Annotated in this window: 17 protein-coding genes; 11 read left to right on the top strand and 6 right to left on the bottom strand. The window is 59.1% G+C overall.

Annotated elements, in window-relative coordinates; genetic code table 11:
* The first annotated feature begins 3 nt into the window (after nucleotides 1–3).
* The gene (locus ABD720_RS04905) at nucleotides 4–2301 is read left to right on the top strand and encodes a RelA/SpoT family protein (protein WP_344762117.1); all 2298 of its coding nucleotides are present in this window, start codon (nucleotides 4–6) and stop codon (nucleotides 2299–2301) included.
* Nucleotides 2302–2303: 2 nt separating this feature from the next.
* On the opposite strand, the gene greB is transcribed toward ABD720_RS04905, so the two are convergent.
* Entirely contained in the window at nucleotides 2304–2867 is a 564-nt protein-coding gene (gene greB / locus ABD720_RS04900; RefSeq protein WP_344762116.1) for a transcription elongation factor GreB, read from the bottom strand.
* An 80-nt stretch (nucleotides 2868–2947) separates the two neighbouring features.
* Complete coding sequence (locus tag ABD720_RS04895) at nucleotides 2948–3865, bottom strand: 23S rRNA (adenine(2030)-N(6))-methyltransferase RlmJ (RefSeq protein WP_344762115.1); 918 nt, start codon at nucleotides 3863–3865, stop codon at nucleotides 2948–2950.
* 292 nt (nucleotides 3866–4157) lie between these two features.
* Here ABD720_RS04895 and ABD720_RS04890 point away from each other — a divergent pair, with 292 nt between their 5' ends.
* Genes ABD720_RS04890 through ABD720_RS04875 form a run of 4 tightly spaced genes read left to right on the top strand, consistent with a single transcriptional unit; the run spans nucleotide 4158 to nucleotide 6524 of the window.
* A complete protein-coding gene (locus ABD720_RS04890; RefSeq protein ID WP_344762114.1) occupies nucleotides 4158–5060 on the top strand; it encodes a hypothetical protein in 903 nt (300 codons plus the stop codon).
* Between the two features lie 31 nt (nucleotides 5061–5091).
* A complete protein-coding gene (locus ABD720_RS04885; protein WP_344762113.1) occupies nucleotides 5092–5694 on the top strand; it encodes a hypothetical protein in 603 nt (200 codons plus the stop codon).
* A gap of 40 nt (nucleotides 5695–5734) precedes the next feature.
* On the top strand, nucleotides 5735–6178 hold the full coding sequence (locus tag ABD720_RS04880) for a hypothetical protein (RefSeq protein ID WP_344762112.1): 444 nt from the start codon (nucleotides 5735–5737) through the stop codon (nucleotides 6176–6178).
* A 1-nt stretch (nucleotide 6179) separates the two neighbouring features.
* Nucleotides 6180–6524 carry a hypothetical protein gene (locus ABD720_RS04875; protein WP_344762111.1) on the top strand — a complete coding sequence of 115 codons (345 nt, stop codon included), beginning with the start codon at nucleotides 6180–6182 and terminating at the stop codon, nucleotides 6522–6524.
* 42 nt (nucleotides 6525–6566) lie between these two features.
* On the opposite strand, the gene ABD720_RS04870 is transcribed toward ABD720_RS04875, so the two are convergent.
* The 3 genes from ABD720_RS04870 to ABD720_RS04860 all read right to left on the bottom strand — a co-directional run bounded on the left by ABD720_RS04870 (nucleotide 6567) and on the right by ABD720_RS04860 (nucleotide 10075).
* Complete coding sequence (locus tag ABD720_RS04870) at nucleotides 6567–8453, bottom strand: MFS transporter (protein ID WP_344762110.1); 1887 nt, start codon at nucleotides 8451–8453, stop codon at nucleotides 6567–6569.
* A 22-nt stretch (nucleotides 8454–8475) separates the two neighbouring features.
* Entirely contained in the window at nucleotides 8476–9480 is a 1005-nt protein-coding gene (locus ABD720_RS04865) for an NAD(P)/FAD-dependent oxidoreductase (protein ID WP_344762109.1), read from the bottom strand.
* 148 nt (nucleotides 9481–9628) lie between these two features.
* Entirely contained in the window at nucleotides 9629–10075 is a 447-nt protein-coding gene (locus ABD720_RS04860) for a CBS domain-containing protein (protein WP_344762108.1), read from the bottom strand.
* Nucleotides 10076–10250: 175 nt separating this feature from the next.
* Between ABD720_RS04860 and ABD720_RS04855 the strand changes: the two genes are divergently transcribed.
* Both ABD720_RS04855 and ABD720_RS04850 read left to right on the top strand, forming a co-directional pair.
* The gene (locus ABD720_RS04855; RefSeq protein ID WP_344762107.1) at nucleotides 10251–11570 is read left to right on the top strand and encodes an O-acetylhomoserine aminocarboxypropyltransferase; all 1320 of its coding nucleotides are present in this window, start codon (nucleotides 10251–10253) and stop codon (nucleotides 11568–11570) included.
* Between the two features lies 1 nt (nucleotide 11571).
* Nucleotides 11572–12384 carry an alpha/beta fold hydrolase gene (locus ABD720_RS04850; protein WP_344762106.1) on the top strand — a complete coding sequence of 271 codons (813 nt, stop codon included), beginning with the start codon at nucleotides 11572–11574 and terminating at the stop codon, nucleotides 12382–12384.
* A 6-nt stretch (nucleotides 12385–12390) separates the two neighbouring features.
* Here ABD720_RS04850 and ABD720_RS04845 read toward each other — a convergent pair whose 3' ends face one another.
* Nucleotides 12391–13692 carry a YihY family inner membrane protein gene (locus ABD720_RS04845; RefSeq protein ID WP_344762105.1) on the bottom strand — a complete coding sequence of 434 codons (1302 nt, stop codon included), beginning with the start codon at nucleotides 13690–13692 and terminating at the stop codon, nucleotides 12391–12393.
* 82 nt (nucleotides 13693–13774) lie between these two features.
* On the opposite strand from ABD720_RS04845, the gene wrbA reads away from it, so the two are divergent.
* The 4 genes from wrbA to ABD720_RS04825 are packed head-to-tail and all read left to right on the top strand — an operon-like array spanning nucleotide 13775 to nucleotide 16663.
* On the top strand, nucleotides 13775–14383 hold the full coding sequence (gene wrbA / locus ABD720_RS04840) for an NAD(P)H:quinone oxidoreductase (RefSeq protein ID WP_344762104.1): 609 nt from the start codon (nucleotides 13775–13777) through the stop codon (nucleotides 14381–14383).
* Nucleotides 14383–14802 carry a DUF2069 domain-containing protein gene (locus ABD720_RS04835; RefSeq protein WP_344762103.1) on the top strand — a complete coding sequence of 140 codons (420 nt, stop codon included), beginning with the start codon at nucleotides 14383–14385 and terminating at the stop codon, nucleotides 14800–14802. The genes wrbA and ABD720_RS04835 overlap by 1 nt, the downstream gene beginning before the upstream one ends.
* Nucleotides 14799–16205 (top strand): FAD-binding oxidoreductase, encoded by a 1407-nt coding sequence (locus ABD720_RS04830; protein WP_344762102.1) that lies wholly within the window; start codon nucleotides 14799–14801, stop codon nucleotides 16203–16205. The genes ABD720_RS04835 and ABD720_RS04830 overlap by 4 nt, the downstream gene beginning before the upstream one ends.
* 14 nt (nucleotides 16206–16219) lie before the next feature.
* Nucleotides 16220–16663 (top strand): hypothetical protein, encoded by a 444-nt coding sequence (locus ABD720_RS04825; RefSeq protein ID WP_344762101.1) that lies wholly within the window; start codon nucleotides 16220–16222, stop codon nucleotides 16661–16663.
* Nucleotides 16664–16719 lie beyond the last annotated feature (56 nt).

Raw genomic sequence — 16719 nt, 5'->3', positions numbered from 1 at the left:
GGCATGGACCTGACACCTGCAGACTCTCTGATTTCGGCGTTGACCAGCCGAACCCCGCCGGACCGCGCTGGCATCCGTAGTTCAAGCACGTTCCTCTCTCCCGACCCCGGTACACCCACAGCACCGGGGGTCGCATCTGTTTCCCAGCTCAACACCAAACTCGCCGAATACCTGTCGCCTTCTGACCTGAAGAAGGTCAAGGAAGCCTATCGCTTCTCGGATGAGATGCACCTCGGCCAAATGCGGGTGTCGGGAGAGCCGTACATATCCCATCCGATTGCTGTCGCCGAAATTTGCGCGGACTGGAAACTGGATGCACAGGCGATCATGGCGGCTCTGCTGCATGACGTGATGGAAGACCAGGATGTCAAAAAAGAAGAGTTGATCGAGCGCTTTGGTTCACCGGTCGCCGCGCTGGTCGATGGCTTGTCCAAGCTCGAAAAAATCGAATTCCAGAGCCAGATCGAAGCGCAGGCGGAGAACTTCCGCAAGATGTTGCTGGCGATGGCGCGCGACGTGCGGGTCATCCTGATCAAGCTGGCCGACCGGCTGCACAACATGCGCACGCTCGGCTCGATGACCGCCGAAAAAAAGCGCCGCATTGCCCGCGAGACGATGGAAGTCTATGTGCCGATTGCGCACCGTCTCGGCCTGAACAATATTTATCGTGAATTGCAGGACCTGTCGTTTTCGCACTTGCATCCGATCCGTTACCGGACCCTGGCCAAGGCGGTCAAGGCAGCACGGGGAAATCGTCGCGAAGTCGTCAGCAAGATCATGGAATCGGTCAAGAACACGCTGGTTGCAGCGGGTATCGAGGCGCAGGTGTATGGCCGCGAAAAAACGCTATACGGCATCTACCGCAAGATGCGCAACAAGCGCCTGTCGTTCTCTCAGGTGCTGGATGTATACGGCTTTCGGATTGTGGTCGAGAATTTCGCCCACTGCTATGTATCGCTGGGTACCTTGCACGCGCTGTACAAACCCATGCCAGGCAAGTTCAAGGACTACATCGCCATCCCCAAGCTCAATGGCTATCAGTCATTGCATACGACGCTGATCGGTCCGTATGGCACACCGGTAGAGTTCCAGATTCGTACCCAGGAAATGCACCGTGTTGCCGAATCGGGCGTGGCCGCGCACTGGCTCTACAAGGATAATGAAGGTAGCCTGACCGACCTGCAGCAGCGCACGCATGCGTGGTTGCAATCACTGCTCGACATCCAGAAGCAGACCGGCGACTCGGCTGAATTTCTGGAGCATGTGAAGGTCGACCTGTTCCCTGATTCCGTTTATGTGTTCACACCCAAATCAAAAATCATCGCCCTGCCGCGCGGTGCTACCGCACTTGATTTTGCGTACACGATTCATACCGACATCGGCGACCAGACGGTTGCCACGCGCATCAACCACGAGCACGCCCCGTTGCGCACCGAACTGCGCAATGGTGACATCGTGGAGATCATTACCTCGGCCAGTTCGCGACCCAGCCCGACCTGGCTGACGTTCGTTCGCACCGGTAAGGCACGCTCCGCGATCCGCCACCATCTGCGCACGATCAATCTGTCGGAATCCGTGGAACTGGGATCGTTGTTGCTCGCTCAGGCACTGGCCGCACTGAATCTGGATTCGGACATTCCACCAGCCACGCTCGAACGCCTGCTCAATGAGTCGAGCGCCAAATCGCTGGATGAACTGCATGCCGACATCGGCATTGGAAAACGCATGGCGGCACTGGTGGCGCGGCATATCATGGGCTTGAACGACACGGCAGGACAACCGTTGCAGGCACGTGTTACCAGCACCGACGACGACGTGCCAGTAAAACTTGACCCGGTCATCATTTACGGCAGCGAAGGCGTGGCAGTACAACTGGCACCATGTTGTCAGCCGATTCCCGGTGACAGAATAGACGGTCAGCTCAAACGTGATCAGGGCCTGGTGGTGCATAGTCAGGAATGCGATGTCGCACGTCGTGGTCGTAGCAAGGAGCCGGAACGCTGGATCGAAGTGCAGTGGGGACAAGAACTCAATCGCCGCTTTGATTGTCGCATCGTGGTGCTGGTGACCAATGAACGCGGTGTGCTGGCGCGGGTGGCTGCAGAGATCGGTGAATCCGATGCGAACATCACGTTCGTCGGCATGGACGACGATCATGACTCGCTGATGACGCAATTGCGTTTCACGATACAGGTGGAAGACCGTGTGCACCTTGCCAGATTGATGCGCAACGTCAAACGCATTCCGGGGGTGACACGCATCTTGCGTGAACGTGGCCAGTGGGCCAACCCGCCGGGATAAACTTACTCGACTAACGGTGCCGGATAACTGACCTCCAGAATGATCAGTTCTTCGATACCGGACGGCGTCTTCAGGGTGATCGTATCGCCTACGCTGGCCTTGGTGATCGCGCGGGCCACCGGTGAAATCCAGCTTATCTTGCCATGCAACGGATCGAGTTCATCGATGCCGACGATGGTCACCGTGTGCTCCTCGCCGGCGTGATTCTCGTAGCGCACCGTCGCACCAAAAAATATCTGCGCGTTGCCGAACTGCACGCTCGGCTCGACCACTTCGGCGAAGTCGAGGCGCTTGGTCAGAAAGCGGATGCGCCCGTCGATCTGCCGCAGGCGACGCTTGCCGTAAATGTAATCGCCATTTTCGGAGCGGTCGCCATTCGACGCGGCCCAGGACACGATTTGCACGACTTCAGGCCGGTCGACATCAATCAGCTTCAGTAGCTCGGACTTCATCCGCTGGAATCCGGCAGGCGTCATGTAATTACGGGTGCCGGCCGGAATCGCCGGTAATGCGACCTCGTCATCGTCCTCATCACCATCAGCTTCCCTGACAAAGGCCTTGTTCATGATTTGATCGCTGACATGGTGAAAAAAGATTGTTCAATGCCAGGCGCGACCAACACAACACTGGTCCTTGCACCGGCCACTCAGACGCGGCGCGTACCCGTGTACGGCACCGCCGTGGCACCCGTTTCGAGGGTAAAACCAGCGCCGCTGTCACGCCCCAGCGTCTTGACCATAAACGGCATCAGGTCTTTGAGCATGGCTTCCAGACCAAATGGCGGATTGATCACGAACATCCCGCTGCTATGCAACCCGAAACCATCCGGCCCCGGCGTACTGATCGTCAGGGTGACGTTCAGCCAGCCGTTGGCCTGCAGACGCTTGAGCTTGTCGGGCAACTGGCGTGACTCCATCCGGTGCAGCACCGGATACCAGACCGCATAGGTGCCGGTCGCAAAACGCACCAGCGCGTCCTGCAGCGTGTCCTTGACCCGGCGATAGTCGGATTTGTCTTCGTAGGGAGGATCGATCAGTACGAGGCCACGGCGCGATGGCGGTGGCAACAGGGCTTTCAATCCAAGGAAGCCATCGCCCTTCTGAATCATCACGCGCTTGCCGCGCACGGTGGTGCGCTCGCCCTGCGCGGCAGCATGCGCTTCGACCTTACGGAAATTGTCTTGCAGGATGCGAGCATCGGCAGGATGCAGTTCGAACAGGCGCAGGCGGTCGGCTTCGCGCATGGTCTGGTCGGCCACGTATGGCGAGCCGGGGTAGTAGCGCAGCTTGCCGCTCGGGTTCATTTTCTTGATGAGCTGGATGTACTCGTGCAGTGGCGGTGGTAAATCCTTGCGGCTCCACAGCGGCGCGACACCGCTTTCGAATTCGGCATTTTTGGCGGCGTAGCCGCCGTCCAGCGTATAGACTCCGGCACCGGAATGCGTGTCGATGTACATGTAAGGCGTGTCTTTTTGATTGAGATAACGCAACAGCTGCATCGTAACGACGTGCTTCAGAACGTCGGCGTGATTGCCCGCATGAAAGGCATGGCGGTAACTCAACATAACAGTGATCGATCTTGGTAAAGGAATGAAAGGGAGCGCCGAACAGCATGACCATGCTGGCGAATGGCGCATTTTAACAAGTCCCGGGCTGTTCAAGTACCTGCAACTGCATTCGCCGCGGCGAAACATGCCCCGGCTGAAGTCAGCGCCCTGTCGACTTCAGGATTGCGGCTCTGCGTCGCTTCAACCATCAGCACATTGCCAGGCAATTTCCCGGATCGCCCGGGTGATGCCAACTCCTTCACCGCGATGTGCCGAGTCGCTTGCCGAATAGCGACCCCGATGCGCGTCTATGCAGTCATCGCTCACCACAGGAGGAACCCCTGCGATTGATTTACCTCGGCAAAACATTGTGAAAAATAGTGTCATTTCAACAATTCCTTATTTCGCACCGAACTTCCCGTGCACACCCGCCACTTATCGAAGTAACAACAAAAATGCCAATCTAATAACTATAGAAAGTACTTCGATCATGTCTAAAATTAAAATCACAGCTGTAATGTTGACTGCAATGACCCTCCATGGCGCAGCGTTTGCCACCCAGCCTTCTGCCAGCGGCAGCGGCGTTGTGGCGATTCAAAATGTCGTCAAAGGCAACTTCTCGTTGGGCAACAATGGTACATCGACATCGTTTGCGCAAAACAAGGAATCCGGCATGGCGAAGGTCACCGCGTCAGCAAACTATCTGCCCTGTTATCAGGCTGTCAATGCAGGTATCTCCGGCGCAACCGAGACCAAGAGCTCAGGTCAAGCCTACAACATCAGCACAGGTTCCGGCACCGGTTCGGCAACGTCACGCGGCGACGTCAGCGCGGCAGTTCACGGACAAGCGGCTATTCATGGTGTCACCGACGGATACAACGGCGGAAAATCAGGCACCGATACGCACAACCGAATTGTGGCGGACACCAATCAGGGCAGCGCCTTCGCAGCGGGAACCACGTCTGGTTTCGATCTGGCGCTGCACTACGAAAAATTGACCACCACCGTTCCGGCACAAACCGGCTCGACCGGCGGCATCCGCACGACGACAGTCAAGATTTCGGATAAAAAAACCGGCTACGTGAGTGGCGCCACGGACATCGGAAAGCTGGACGGCATGAACGCCGCCGGCATCGCCAATCTCGGTAGCTCGGGCGACTACTTTGTACGCGCCAACCTGTCGGCATCCACAGGCAAGGTCACCGCACCTTGAACCTCTCTGCTCACCACTCCGGGAAAACATCATGAACATCAAAACAGTCATCTTTCTGGCAGCTGCTTGTGGCATGAGTGCCGCATGGGCTGACGGGCTAGCACTGCAACCGACTTATGGTCTCGGCAAGCCTGCAAAGTCCAGCAATGCCAACGCTGCCACATCGTCGAATGCCAACGCAGGCGCATCATCGAATTCGGCCAGCAAAGGCGGCAGCGCGCAAGGCGTCGGCAGTCAGGGCCAATCCCTGTCCATCGATAGCCATGCAACCTACGAAGCACAATCGCGCAACCCGGTAGCCACTGCCGTCGCTCCTGCACTCACCAGCAGCAACGACACGTGCATGGGCTCGGTATCGATGGGTGCGAGTGCCGTGTCGTTCGGATTCAGCATCGGCAGCAGCTGGACCGACAACAATTGTCTGATGCTGAAAAACGCACGCGAAATCTGGAACATGGGTTTCAAGGGTGCCGCGCTGGCGCGGTTGTGCATGGATGCGCTCAACAAGGAAGCATTCGAAGCCACCGGCGTGCGGTGTCCCGACCGGTCTTCCGCAACTGCCGTCTCGGCGGTATCTACCTCCCCCACCCGCTTGAGCGATGCCGGCGGTAGCGACAATACGTATCGCTACTGATGCCTGGCTCGCAAACTCAATACGGCATGAAGGAGCTATCTTGAAAACCAAAGTTGCATCACTTGTTATTTCCAGCGTCCTGTTCTGCTGCGGCGCGCAAGCGTCCGACGGACTGCCGGCGAATGGTGGCTTCCTGGTAAAAAGGATGCCGCTCGGATCGGGCACCCCGGCTATCTCGACCACCGGAACCGAATTTGCCGGCCCGGTGGGCGATGGCCTCTACCATGTGCCCAACTATCTGCCGGGCTTCCCGACAGCGGCCACCATCTGGCCACGGGCACTGCCGCTGGAATGTGAAAACGATCCATCCGGCGGTGAGCTGGTCTGCAGTGGCTTTGAAGTCATTCCGGCAATCGGCCGCGGCGAATATATTTTTGTCCGTCCGGTGGCAAAGTTCATTCCACCTGCTCCGGTGCTGCCTGCCATCCCCGTAACACCTGCACCGCCAGTTATCCCGATGGCGAGCAAGAAGCCGCTGGGTTGATATGGTGCTGGTCAGTCTGGCAGCAGCCTCGATCTGCTTCATGGGGTCGTGTTTTCCGGCGCTGGTCGGCGAGCGGACGCCGTCCGGAACATTTTCATTGTCTCAACAGCAGATTAGCGAGCAAGGCTACGGCGGCGACCTGCTTGTCTTTCAGGAGGATCGTAAAAACCTGTGGGCCATTCATCGCGTCTACACGCTCAATCCGAAGGAGCGCCGGGTTGACCGGCTCAATGCTAACCGGGTGGAGCAACGCGTCAGGGTCACGAAGGGCTGCATCAATGTGCTGCCCGATGTGTATCAACGATTGGTCGACTGCTGCAGCAACGACGTGCTGGTCATCTACTAGCGTGGGCCTGATCAATTACCTGATCCACGCCGGCCATCGCTCCTATTTGACGTTTCCGCGCAAGCCCAATACCCGATCCTGGAGACTCTCTGGCGTGACTTCCGACGGCGATAACGGCTGGCCCACGGCCAGCGCCAGCCGGGACCACGGTCCGCGCTGAAACGAGCGGCCAAACGGATTGCCATCACCGCGCGACAGCAAGCTGCCCCACAGTCCACGCAAGGCCATCGGAATCACCGGCACCGGCGAGCGTTCGAGTATCTTCATGATGCCACCGCGGAATGTGTTCATGTCACCATTCACGGTCAGTTTTCCTTCGGGAAAAATACAGACCAGATCGCCATCGTCGAGTGCCCGGGCAATGTCCAGATAGGCTTGTTCCATCAATGCCGCATCTTCTTTGGCGGGCGCAATCGGGATCGCTTTGGCATTCCGGAACATCCAGGACAGCACGGGAATCCTGAATATCTGGTGATCCATCACAAACCGGATCGGGCGCGGACTGGCAGCCATGATGACGATCGCATCGACGTAACTGACATGGTTACAAACAAGGACAGCCGCCCCATGGTGCGGAATCCGGTCGACATCAATTAATTGCACGCGATGTATGGTGTGGATCAACAACCAGGCCATGAACCGGATCAGGAATTCCGGCACCACCGAAAAAATATACGTGGCCACCAACCCGTTCAACACGGCGGTAACCAGAAACAACTGCGGGATCGTGAAGCCGGCCTTGAGCAGCACCATCGCCAGCAACGCCGCCACCACCATGAACAGCGCATTCATGATGTTCATGCCGGCAATCGTGCGCGACAAATAGCGCGGGTCGCAACGGGTCTGGATCAACGCGAACAGCGGCACGATATACAGGCCGCCAAACAAGCCAATCATCAGGCAGTCGAACAGGATGCGCAGGCTGCCGGGTTGTGCAATAAAGCCGACAAGGTCGACGCTGACGGTGCTGGTATAGGCCGTGCTGGCTAGGAACAGGTCGATTCCGAACACCGACAAGCCGATCGAGCCGAACGGCACCAGCCCGATTTCAATCTTGCCGCCGGAGAGCCGTTCGCACAGCAACGAGCCAGCACCGATCCCGAGCGAAAAAATTGTCAGCAACAGCACGAATACCGTGTGATCTCCGTGCAGGTAAGTTTTTGCAAAGACAGGAAATTGCGCAAGAATGATCGCGCCATAAAACCAGAACCACGAGTTGCCCAGCACGGACAGAAATACCGCGCGGTTCTGGCGGGTGAACTTGAAATTGCGCACGGTCTCGCTGAGGGGATTCCAGTTCACCACCAGACCCGGCACCGGTGCCGGCGACACAGGAATTGCCCGGCTGCAGAGCCAGCCCGCCAGCGCAATCGCCACCGTGCCGAACGCCACCAGTTCGACACCCCACGGCTTGTGCACCACCAGGACCGCACCCAGCACTTCGCCCAGCAGGATACCGACAAAGGTGCCGCTTTCGACCAGGCCGTTGCCGCCAACCAGTTCGCTGGTTTTCAGGTGCTGTGGCAGATAGGCGTACTTGACCGGACCGAACAGCGTCGAATGCAATCCCATGCCGATGATCGCGGCGATCAGCAGGAACAGGTTGTGCGTCATCCATCCGCCAGCGGCGACCAGCATGATCACAATTTCCAGTAACTTGACGCTACGGGCTACCCGGCCTTTGTCGAACTTGTCGGCCAGCTGCCCCGCCGTGGCAGAAAACAGCACGAACGGCAAAATGAACAAACCCGGAATCAGGTTGTTCAGCAAGGCCGGGTCGATCGCTGTCCAGCTCATCGCTTCGTAGGTCAGGATCGTCAGCAGCGCCGTCTTGAAGACATTGTCGTTGAAGGCGCCCAGAAACTGGGTCCAGAAAAAAGGGCCGAAGCGACGCTCGGCCATCAATGAAAACTGGCTTTTATTGCTCATGGGCGGCCCGGAAAACGATGGATCAGACGATGCTTGCGGCCAGTGCCGTGCCACTCAGGTAGGCATTTTCGACTCGCCCGGCGCCATCCAGTCCGGCCTTAAACCAGTCGCCGCACGCGCCGATGCGCAGCTTCTTGTTCCACAGGCAATCCGCGTCCAGCGGAGCCTGTGCCTGCGCATAACGCCAGCGGTGGACCGTTGCATAGACCGGCTGCACGTGGCTGCCGGTAGCCTCATGAAACGCCTTCAGTAATTTTTCCTTGACGCGTTCCGGATCGTCCTCAAGGTGTTCGATGCTCCATGCACTGGTGGCGTTGCAGACCCAATGCTCGCCGGGACGGCGCCCCGGCTTGGACGCATCGTGCGCCAGCCAGCCCAGCCGCGAACCGGATACCCAAGCACCGTCATAGCCAAGGTCAAGTCCTTCCTGGAAGGCCAGCATCATCGTCCAGCATGGCACCAGCCTGGCTTTCTTTGCCTGCCTGGCAAAGGCCGGCACGACCGACAGCAATTGCTCGGCCTGATCCGCCGGCACCGCGACAACGACTGCATCGAACGGTCCGGCGCTGGCTGCAATCGGCACCGTGTCGGCATGCACTTCCAGCAGCCACTGCTCGCCAAATTTTTCGATGCGACCGACCCGTTGCGCGGTCCGAATATCGAGCCCTTGCGCCAGCTGCTCGCCGACGGCGCGCATGGCGGGGACGCCCACATGGCGGGTCGATTTGTCCGGTGCCGATTTTCCGGCTGGTTTGGACTTGCCGTTTTCCAGCGCCACGAATTTGCCTTGCCACGGCGCGACCCAGCCGGCTTTGGTCCAGACAGCGACGTCTTTCTTGAATGCGGCACTGGTTGCCGTGAAGTACTGTGCGCCATGATCGAAACCGCCGAGGTCGGTTTTGCGGGTACTCATGCGACCGCTGACGGCATGGCTTTTTTCATAGACCGTCACGCGATGTCCCTGCTCCTGCAGACGGTGGGCGCAAGTCAAACCGGATAAACCGGCACCAATAATGGCGATATGCATGCCTGTACTCCTGATGAGGGTGAGTGGAATTTTCTGGTTGTGGTGAGCGCTGATCGAACAGTCAGCTGGACATTAAAAAGCCGTTCATCGCTGCGCACTGGCAACCGTGAACGGCACTTTTGTCATGCTTCGGACCGGAGCAGCAGAGTTACTCGTCGCCTTCCGCGGGCCAGTCGCGTATGTACGCTTTCAGCATTTTGTTTTCAAAGCTCTGTGCTTCGACGACCGCCTTGGCGACGTCATAAAACGAAATAATGCCCAGTAATGTGCGGGCATCCATCACCGGCACATACCGCGCATGGCGCTCCAGCATCAGGCGACGCACTTCATTGATTTCGGTATCGGCCGTGACGGTGATCGGATGGTCATCCATGTGCTTGCGCACTGTCCCTTTGCCGACTTCGCCATTGCTTTCATGCAGTGCTTTCATGACTTCGCGAAAGCTCAACATGCCGACCAGTTCGCCGAATTCCATCACCACCAGGGACCCGATATCCTTTTCCGCCATCGTGATCACGGCCTGCAGCATCGGTGTCTCGGGAGTAACGGTGTAAAGGATGTTTCCTTTGACTTGCAGGATTTCAGATACTTTCATTGGCGTGTCCCGGCGTGTTGTTGTTCTGTCCTCTGGAGAGTAGCGCAAGCACGTCGAAAAATCTAGCGCGGTTCGGCGGCATGAATGTGATCAATCATGGGCAATGGTCGACAAGATCAACCTCAGTACATTCCGATGCTACGATTCGATCCATACAAGACAGGAGACACAGCCCATGAGCGGTCCGCACTATCCCGGTTTCGACACCCTCGCGCTGCACGCTGGCGCCGCCCCTGACCCGGCCACCGGCGCACGCGCCACGCCCATCTACCTGACCAGTTCGTTCGTCTTCAAGGACTCTGATCACGCCGCATCGCTGTTCAACATGGAACGCGCAGGCCATGTGTACTCGCGCATTTCGAATCCGACCAATGCCGTACTGGAAGAACGCATCGCCGCACTCGAAGGTGGCGTCGCCGGCATCGCCACCGCCAGCGGCCAGGCTGCCATGCATCTCGGGCTGGTCACGATTGCCGGCGCCGGCTCGCACATCGTCGCCTCGCGCGCGCTGTACGGCGGGTCACAAAATTTGCTCGGATACACCTTGAAGCGCTTCGGCATCGAGACCACGTTCGTCGATCCGCGCGATATCGATGCCTGGCGTGCTGCCATCCGGCCGAACACCAAGGTGCTGTTTGCCGAAACGCTCGGCAATCCCGGACTCGACGTCCTCGACATCGACCGCGTGGCCGAACTGGCACATGAACAGTATTTGCCACTGATGGTCGACTCCACCTTCACCACGCCGTACTTGTTGCAACCGTTCGAGCATGGCGCCGATCTGGTGTTTCATTCGGCGACCAAATTCCTGTGCGGACATGGCACTGCCATCGGCGGCTTGCTGGTCGATGGCGGCACCTTCGACTGGCAGCAGGCGTATGAAAAAACTGGCCGCTTCGCCGAGCTGTGCGAACCGTATGACGGCTTCCACGGCATGGTGTTCTCGGAAGAATCGACGGTCGCGCCGTTTGCCTTGCGCGCCCGTCGCGAAGGCTTGCGCGACTTCGGCGCGGTCATGAGTCCGCATAATGCGTTCGCTATTTTGCAGGGTATCGAAACCCTCGGACTGCGCATGGACCGGCATGTCGCCAACACCCGCAAGGTGGTCGAATTTCTGGTCGCGCACGATGCCGTCGAATCGGTCTCGTATCCCGACTTGCCGTCGCATCCCGATCACGCCCTGGCAAAAATATTGCTGCCCAAAGGCTGCGGCGCGGTGTTCTCGTTCAGCATCAAGGGCGACCGCGCCGCCGGCCAGCGTTTTGTGGAGGCGCTGAAAGTCTTCTCGCATCTGGCCAATGTCGGCGATGCCAAATCACTGGTGATCCATCCTCCCTCGACCACGCATTTTCGGGTACCCAATGCCCAATTGGCCGCCTCCGGCATTACCGAAGGCACGATGCGCCTGTCGATCGGACTGGAGGACGTCGACGACCTGATCGACGACCTGGCCGCAGGCCTGAAGGCATCGCAACGCGTACCGAAAGGAGCCTGAGATGCTGCTCACTGTTGATGACCGCGACGCCTATTGCTACACCGGTGGAAAGCCCTTCGATGCCACCCTGCCGACTGCGGTGTTCATACACGGCGCGCAGCACGATCACTCGGTCTGGGTGCTGCAGACACGCTATTTTGCGCATCATGGCTTTGGTGTGCTGGCGCTCGACCTGCCGGGCCATGGCCGCAGCAAAGGCGCGCCACTCGCGTCGGTCGGCGAAATTAGCGACTGGCTGCTGAAGTTGCTCGATGCCGCCGGCGTCAGGACCGCCACGCTGATCGGCCACAGCATGGGTTCGCTGGTGGCACTGGAAACCGCCTGCCGTGCGCCGTCGCGCGTGGATAAAATCGCCCTGGTCGGCAGCGCGTATCCGATGAAGGTGTCGGATACTTTGCTCGACGAGGCACAGCATCACGAACAGCATGCAATCGACATGGTCAACATCTGGTCGCACTCCGGTATCGCCCAAAAACCGTCGTCACCGGGACCCGGATTTTCGGTCATCGGCGGCAACCGGCGCCTGATGCAGCATATTGCGGCAGGCAACCCGGCGCCGGTTTTTCATACGGATTTCGTGGCCTGCAACAGCTACACCAATGGCGACATCGCTGCCGCGTCGGTGCGCTGCCCGACACTGTTCTTGCTGGGTCAACAGGACATGATGACGCCGCCGCGTGCCACTGCCTCGCTGATCAAGGCGATGCCTGCCGCACGAGTCGTCCGGCTGGACAATTGCGGACACGCATTGATGGCCGAACAACCCGATGCGGTACTGGCGCACCTGTTTGATTTTGCGGTGGGCCGGACTTGACTTTCGTCAGCTGCGCACCACCGACGAGAGATGGAATGGCCGCACCGGTTCGTCATTGAAGTAGTCGGCAAGGCTGATGTCGAGGCCGTTTTCGACGGCGTTCTCGACATGCGAGGCCAGCGGTGACGCACCGAACGCATCAAAGACGAACAAGCGATAAATGTCGGCCAGCTTGAGTTGTCCGGGATTGGCCAGCAACACCCAGCGATCCTGGCTGCCGGCGTTTGACTTGCCCCACCGCATGCGCTTCGGTGCGTCGGTCTTGATACGTCCGACCCAGCCGGCCTCCAGCATCTGCTGCAACAGTTGTTCCGACTCGTCAAAACCAAGCCGCGTGCCGGTGCGTATCATGTTCGCGTCGACCACCGACGTGGATGCCGCCTGGCGCGACCGGTACAGCAAGCGCAGGATCGTAATCGCATCGACGAAGGCACTGCCGGGCCGGGCGACGAACCACCAGCGTTCATATTTGACCACCGGCAGTGCCGCCGCCAGCAACGCGCCGGCAAGCGTGATCATCCAGAACATGTAGATCCACAACAGAAAAATCGGCACCGCCGCCACCGATCCATACACCATCGTGTAAGTCGGAAACTTGACGATATAGGCAGCGAACAGGCGCTTGGCAATTTCAAATGCGACGCCTGCGAGCAGACCGCCCCAGAACGCATCGGACCAGTCAACCGAACGATTCGGTACCGCCACATACAACAATGAAAACGCTCCCGTGGTCAGCGCCACCGAGATCAGCGTGTAGGCCACCGCACCGACCATCGGCACGACCAGCACGACGCCGTTGGTCGCGCTGAAAAGATAGGATGTCAGTGAAATCGACACGCCGATCAGCAGCGGCCCCAGCGTCAGAATCGCCCAATACACCAGCACCCGCTGCAGGAACGGGCGCGACACCCGCACCCCCCAGATGCGGTTAAAGACCCGATCGATGGTCGACATCATCGCCACTGCGGTGATGATCAGCACGCCGCCACCGATGGCCGACAGGCCGGTCGACTTCGCGGCGAACTGAGTCAAATAACCGAGGATGGTGTTGGCAATCGCCTTCGGCATCAGGTTCTGGATGAAATACGCTTCCAGCGAGGCACGGAACGTATTGAACAGCGGGAAGGCGGTAAAAATCGCCAGCGCAATGGTCAGCAATGGCACCAGCGCCAGCACGCTCGTGAAGGTCAGGCTGCCGGCGACCTGCGGCAAATGCTCTTCGTCGAGCCGGCGCGCGGCGAAGCGAAACAGGTCGCGCAGCTGCGACCAGGTGATACCGCGAAGTGTCAGCGAACGTTTTGAAACCATACGAAAAGAGATTTAATCCGAGAGGTCGGCGCAGGGCACGCGCCGTATTGGGCCAGAAGCAAAGCGCCCTATAATATCAAGGATGAACTCACCCAACTTATCCATTCTGGTTTTGTATTATTCCCGGCACGGCGCGACCCGCAAAATGGCCGAACTGCTGGCCCAGGGCATCGAAAGCGTGCCCGGCTGCGATGCCATGCTGCGCACCGTACCGGCAATCTCCACCGTCACCGAAGCGACCATGCCGGAGATTCCCGACGACGGTGCACCGTATGTCGAACTGCGCGACCTCGACGAGTGCGCCGGGCTGGCATTCGGCTCGCCGACCCGCTTTGGCAATATGGCGTCGCCGCTGAAATACTTCTGGGATGGCACCAGCGCGCAATGGCTGGGCGGGGCATTGGCCGGCAAACCGGCCTGTGTCTTCACCTCGACCGGCAGCCTGCATGGCGGGCAGGAAAGCACACTACTGACCATGATGATTCCGCTGCTGCACCACGGCATGATGGTGCTTGGCTTGCCCTACACCCATCCCGAACTGATGACGACTTCTTCCGGTGGTACGCCCTACGGCGCCAGCCACTGGTCCGGCATCAATGGCAACCAGCCGCTGTCCGACGAGAGTCGGACCCTGACCATCGCGCTGGGCCGCCGCCTCGCCGAGACCGCTAAAAAACTCCGGAGCCACTAATGCAAAGTTCCTTCCAGAAGTCCTGCTACGTAGCAGCGGTGTCCAGCCTCATCGGCCTGATCGTTCTTGGCGTGGCATGGGAAATGTGGCTGGCGCCGCTGCGACCGAACGGGTCGTGGATGGTGCTGAAGGTCATCCCGCTGATATTGCCTCTGCGCGGCGTGATCAAACGTGACGTTTACACACTGCAATGGTCGTCCATGCTGATCCTGATCTATTTTACCGAAGGCATAGTACGCGCCACCAGTGACCGCGTGCCATTGTCTGCGACACTCGGCTGGATCGAAGTGGCGCTGGTCTGCATCTACTTTTTTTCGGTCATTTATTACCTGAAGCCGTACAAAAAAGCCGCCAAGAAAATCGCCCGCGAAACAATCGACAAAGCCATTGAAACCGCCACCGAAAAAGCACCCAAATGAATGATTTCCTGAGCGATTGCCGCAGCGCCATTGGCGAACATTACGTTGTTACCGACCACACCGACATGGCCGGTTACCTGACCGACTGGCGGCGCCGTTTTACCGGCAAGGCTCTGGCGATCCTGAAACCCGGCAGCACCGAAGAAGTCGCCCTGCTGGTAAAACTGTGCAACCAATACCGTGTGCCGCTGGTCCCGCAAGGCGGCAACACCGGCCTGGTGCTCGGCAGCGTACCGGACGACAGCGGCAACGCCGTGGTGCTGTCGCTCACGCGACTCAACCACATCCGCGCTACCGACATCATCAACAACACGATCACGGTCGAAGCCGGCTGCATCCTGCAGACCATCCAGAACGCTGCCACCGACGTTGATCGGCTGTTCCCGCTGTCGCTGGCAGCCGAAGGCAGTTGCACCATCGGCGGCAACCTCGCCACCAACGCAGGTGGCACGGCGGTTCTGCGCTACGGCAACATGCGTGAGCTGTGCCTCGGCCTCGAAGTGGTCACCGCCCAGGGTGAAATCTGGAGCGGTTTGCGCGGCCTGCGCAAGGACAATACCGGCTTCGATTTGCGCGACCTGTACATTGGCGCCGAAGGCACGCTGGGCATCATCACCGCCGCCGTGCTGAAACTGTTCCCGCAACCGAAGGCGCGACTGACCGCACTGGCGGCGATGCACACGCCGAATGCGGCCCTGAAACTGCTGTCGCTGGCGCAAAGCCATTGCGGCGCCACCCTGACCGGTTTCGAACTGATGTCGGATTTTTGCCTGCAACTGGTGGTCAAGCATTATCCGCAAATGCGCCTGCCGTTTCCGCAATCGTCACCGCAATACGTGCTGCTGGAAATCTCCGACAACGAATCCGCCGAACATGCCGAAGCCACACTGGAGCGTCTTGTCACCGATGCTCTCGAACAGGAAGTGATCCACGATGCCGTGGTGGCATCCTCGATGGCACAGTCGAAAGGTTTATGGAATCTGCGCGAGCACATCCCGCTGGCGCAAGCCGATGAAGGCAAGAACATCAAGCATGACGTGTCGGTACCGATTTCACTGATCGGTGAATTCATCACCCGTACCGACGCCCTGCTGGCCGCGCAGTTCCCCGGCTGCAGGCTGGTCACGTTTGGCCATCTGGGCGACGGCAACCTGCATTACAACGTCTCGCCACCGGAAGGCGAAGCTGGCGACGCCCTGATTGCCAGCCAGTCGGACATCAACCGCGTGGTGCATGACAGCGTCGACCATTTTGGCGGATCGATTTCGGCCGAACACGGCCTGGGTGCGATGAAACGCGACGAGATCCGCCGCTACAAATCCGACGTCGAAATGCGCCTGATGGAACGCATCAAGACTGCACTCGATCCCCTGAACCTGATGAATCCCGGGAAAGTCGTCTGACCATGACCGTCTCAATGTCCCTTGCGCGCGCCGCACTGGCGGTGCTTTTTATTGGCGCCTCGGCAGGCAGCCATGCCGCCTTCCGCTGCGACAGCAACGGTAGCGTGACCTACACTGATACCGCCTGCCCCGGCGGCAAGCCGTTGCCGGAATCGGACCTGCGCCAGCCCGCGACAATGCAGTCCGACTTGCGTGCGGCACAGCAGCGCGCCGATGCCGACAAGAGGCAACTCGGCGCGCTCGCGGCATCCCGCAGCAAGACCGAACGCGCAGAACAAAAGCAGCGCAACCACGCCCGCACCATCGCCAGCAACCACCGCAAGAAGTGTGATGCGCTGGCGCTGCAATCCAAATGGGCGCGAGAAGATGCAGCAGCTGCAACCAACCGCAGCGCAGAAAAAACCCGCCGCAAATCGCAGCGACTGGAACAGAAATACGCGCTGGATTGCCAGGTCTGAACACGACGGGTGGTGCCATACTCCTGCTAGCGTCAAGCCCGTGCGCCAGGCAGCAG

Origin of the sequence: Actimicrobium antarcticum (assembly GCF_039536745.1) — a bacterium.
GTDB classification, from domain to species: Bacteria; Pseudomonadota; Gammaproteobacteria; order Burkholderiales; family Burkholderiaceae_D; genus Actimicrobium; species Actimicrobium antarcticum.
This window is presented reverse-complemented; position numbering and strand designations above follow the sequence as displayed.

Excerpts from the sequence above, each read along its gene's own strand:
- ABD720_RS04905 (WP_344762117.1), top strand. The coding sequence starts at position 4 with ATGGACCTGACACCTGCAGACTCTCTGATTTCGGCGTTGACCAGCCGA.
- greB (WP_344762116.1), bottom strand. The coding sequence starts at position 2,867 with ATGAACAAGGCCTTTGTCAGGGAAGCTGATGGTGATGAGGACGATGAC.
- ABD720_RS04895 (WP_344762115.1), bottom strand. The coding sequence starts at position 3,865 with ATGTTGAGTTACCGCCATGCCTTTCATGCGGGCAATCACGCCGACGTT.
- ABD720_RS04890 (WP_344762114.1), top strand. The coding sequence starts at position 4,158 with ATGCAGTCATCGCTCACCACAGGAGGAACCCCTGCGATTGATTTACCT.
- ABD720_RS04885 (WP_344762113.1), top strand. The coding sequence starts at position 5,092 with ATGAACATCAAAACAGTCATCTTTCTGGCAGCTGCTTGTGGCATGAGT.
- ABD720_RS04875 (WP_344762111.1), top strand. The coding sequence starts at position 6,180 with ATGGTGCTGGTCAGTCTGGCAGCAGCCTCGATCTGCTTCATGGGGTCG.
- ABD720_RS04870 (WP_344762110.1), bottom strand. The coding sequence starts at position 8,453 with ATGAGCAATAAAAGCCAGTTTTCATTGATGGCCGAGCGTCGCTTCGGC.
- ABD720_RS04865 (WP_344762109.1), bottom strand. The coding sequence starts at position 9,480 with ATGCATATCGCCATTATTGGTGCCGGTTTATCCGGTTTGACTTGCGCC.
- ABD720_RS04860 (WP_344762108.1), bottom strand. The coding sequence starts at position 10,075 with ATGAAAGTATCTGAAATCCTGCAAGTCAAAGGAAACATCCTTTACACC.
- ABD720_RS04855 (WP_344762107.1), top strand. The coding sequence starts at position 10,251 with ATGAGCGGTCCGCACTATCCCGGTTTCGACACCCTCGCGCTGCACGCT.
- ABD720_RS04850 (WP_344762106.1), top strand. The coding sequence starts at position 11,572 with ATGCTGCTCACTGTTGATGACCGCGACGCCTATTGCTACACCGGTGGA.
- ABD720_RS04845 (WP_344762105.1), bottom strand. The coding sequence starts at position 13,692 with ATGGTTTCAAAACGTTCGCTGACACTTCGCGGTATCACCTGGTCGCAG.
- wrbA (WP_344762104.1), top strand. The coding sequence starts at position 13,775 with ATGAACTCACCCAACTTATCCATTCTGGTTTTGTATTATTCCCGGCAC.
- ABD720_RS04835 (WP_344762103.1), top strand. The coding sequence starts at position 14,383 with ATGCAAAGTTCCTTCCAGAAGTCCTGCTACGTAGCAGCGGTGTCCAGC.
- ABD720_RS04830 (WP_344762102.1), top strand. The coding sequence starts at position 14,799 with ATGAATGATTTCCTGAGCGATTGCCGCAGCGCCATTGGCGAACATTAC.
- ABD720_RS04825 (WP_344762101.1), top strand. The coding sequence starts at position 16,220 with ATGTCCCTTGCGCGCGCCGCACTGGCGGTGCTTTTTATTGGCGCCTCG.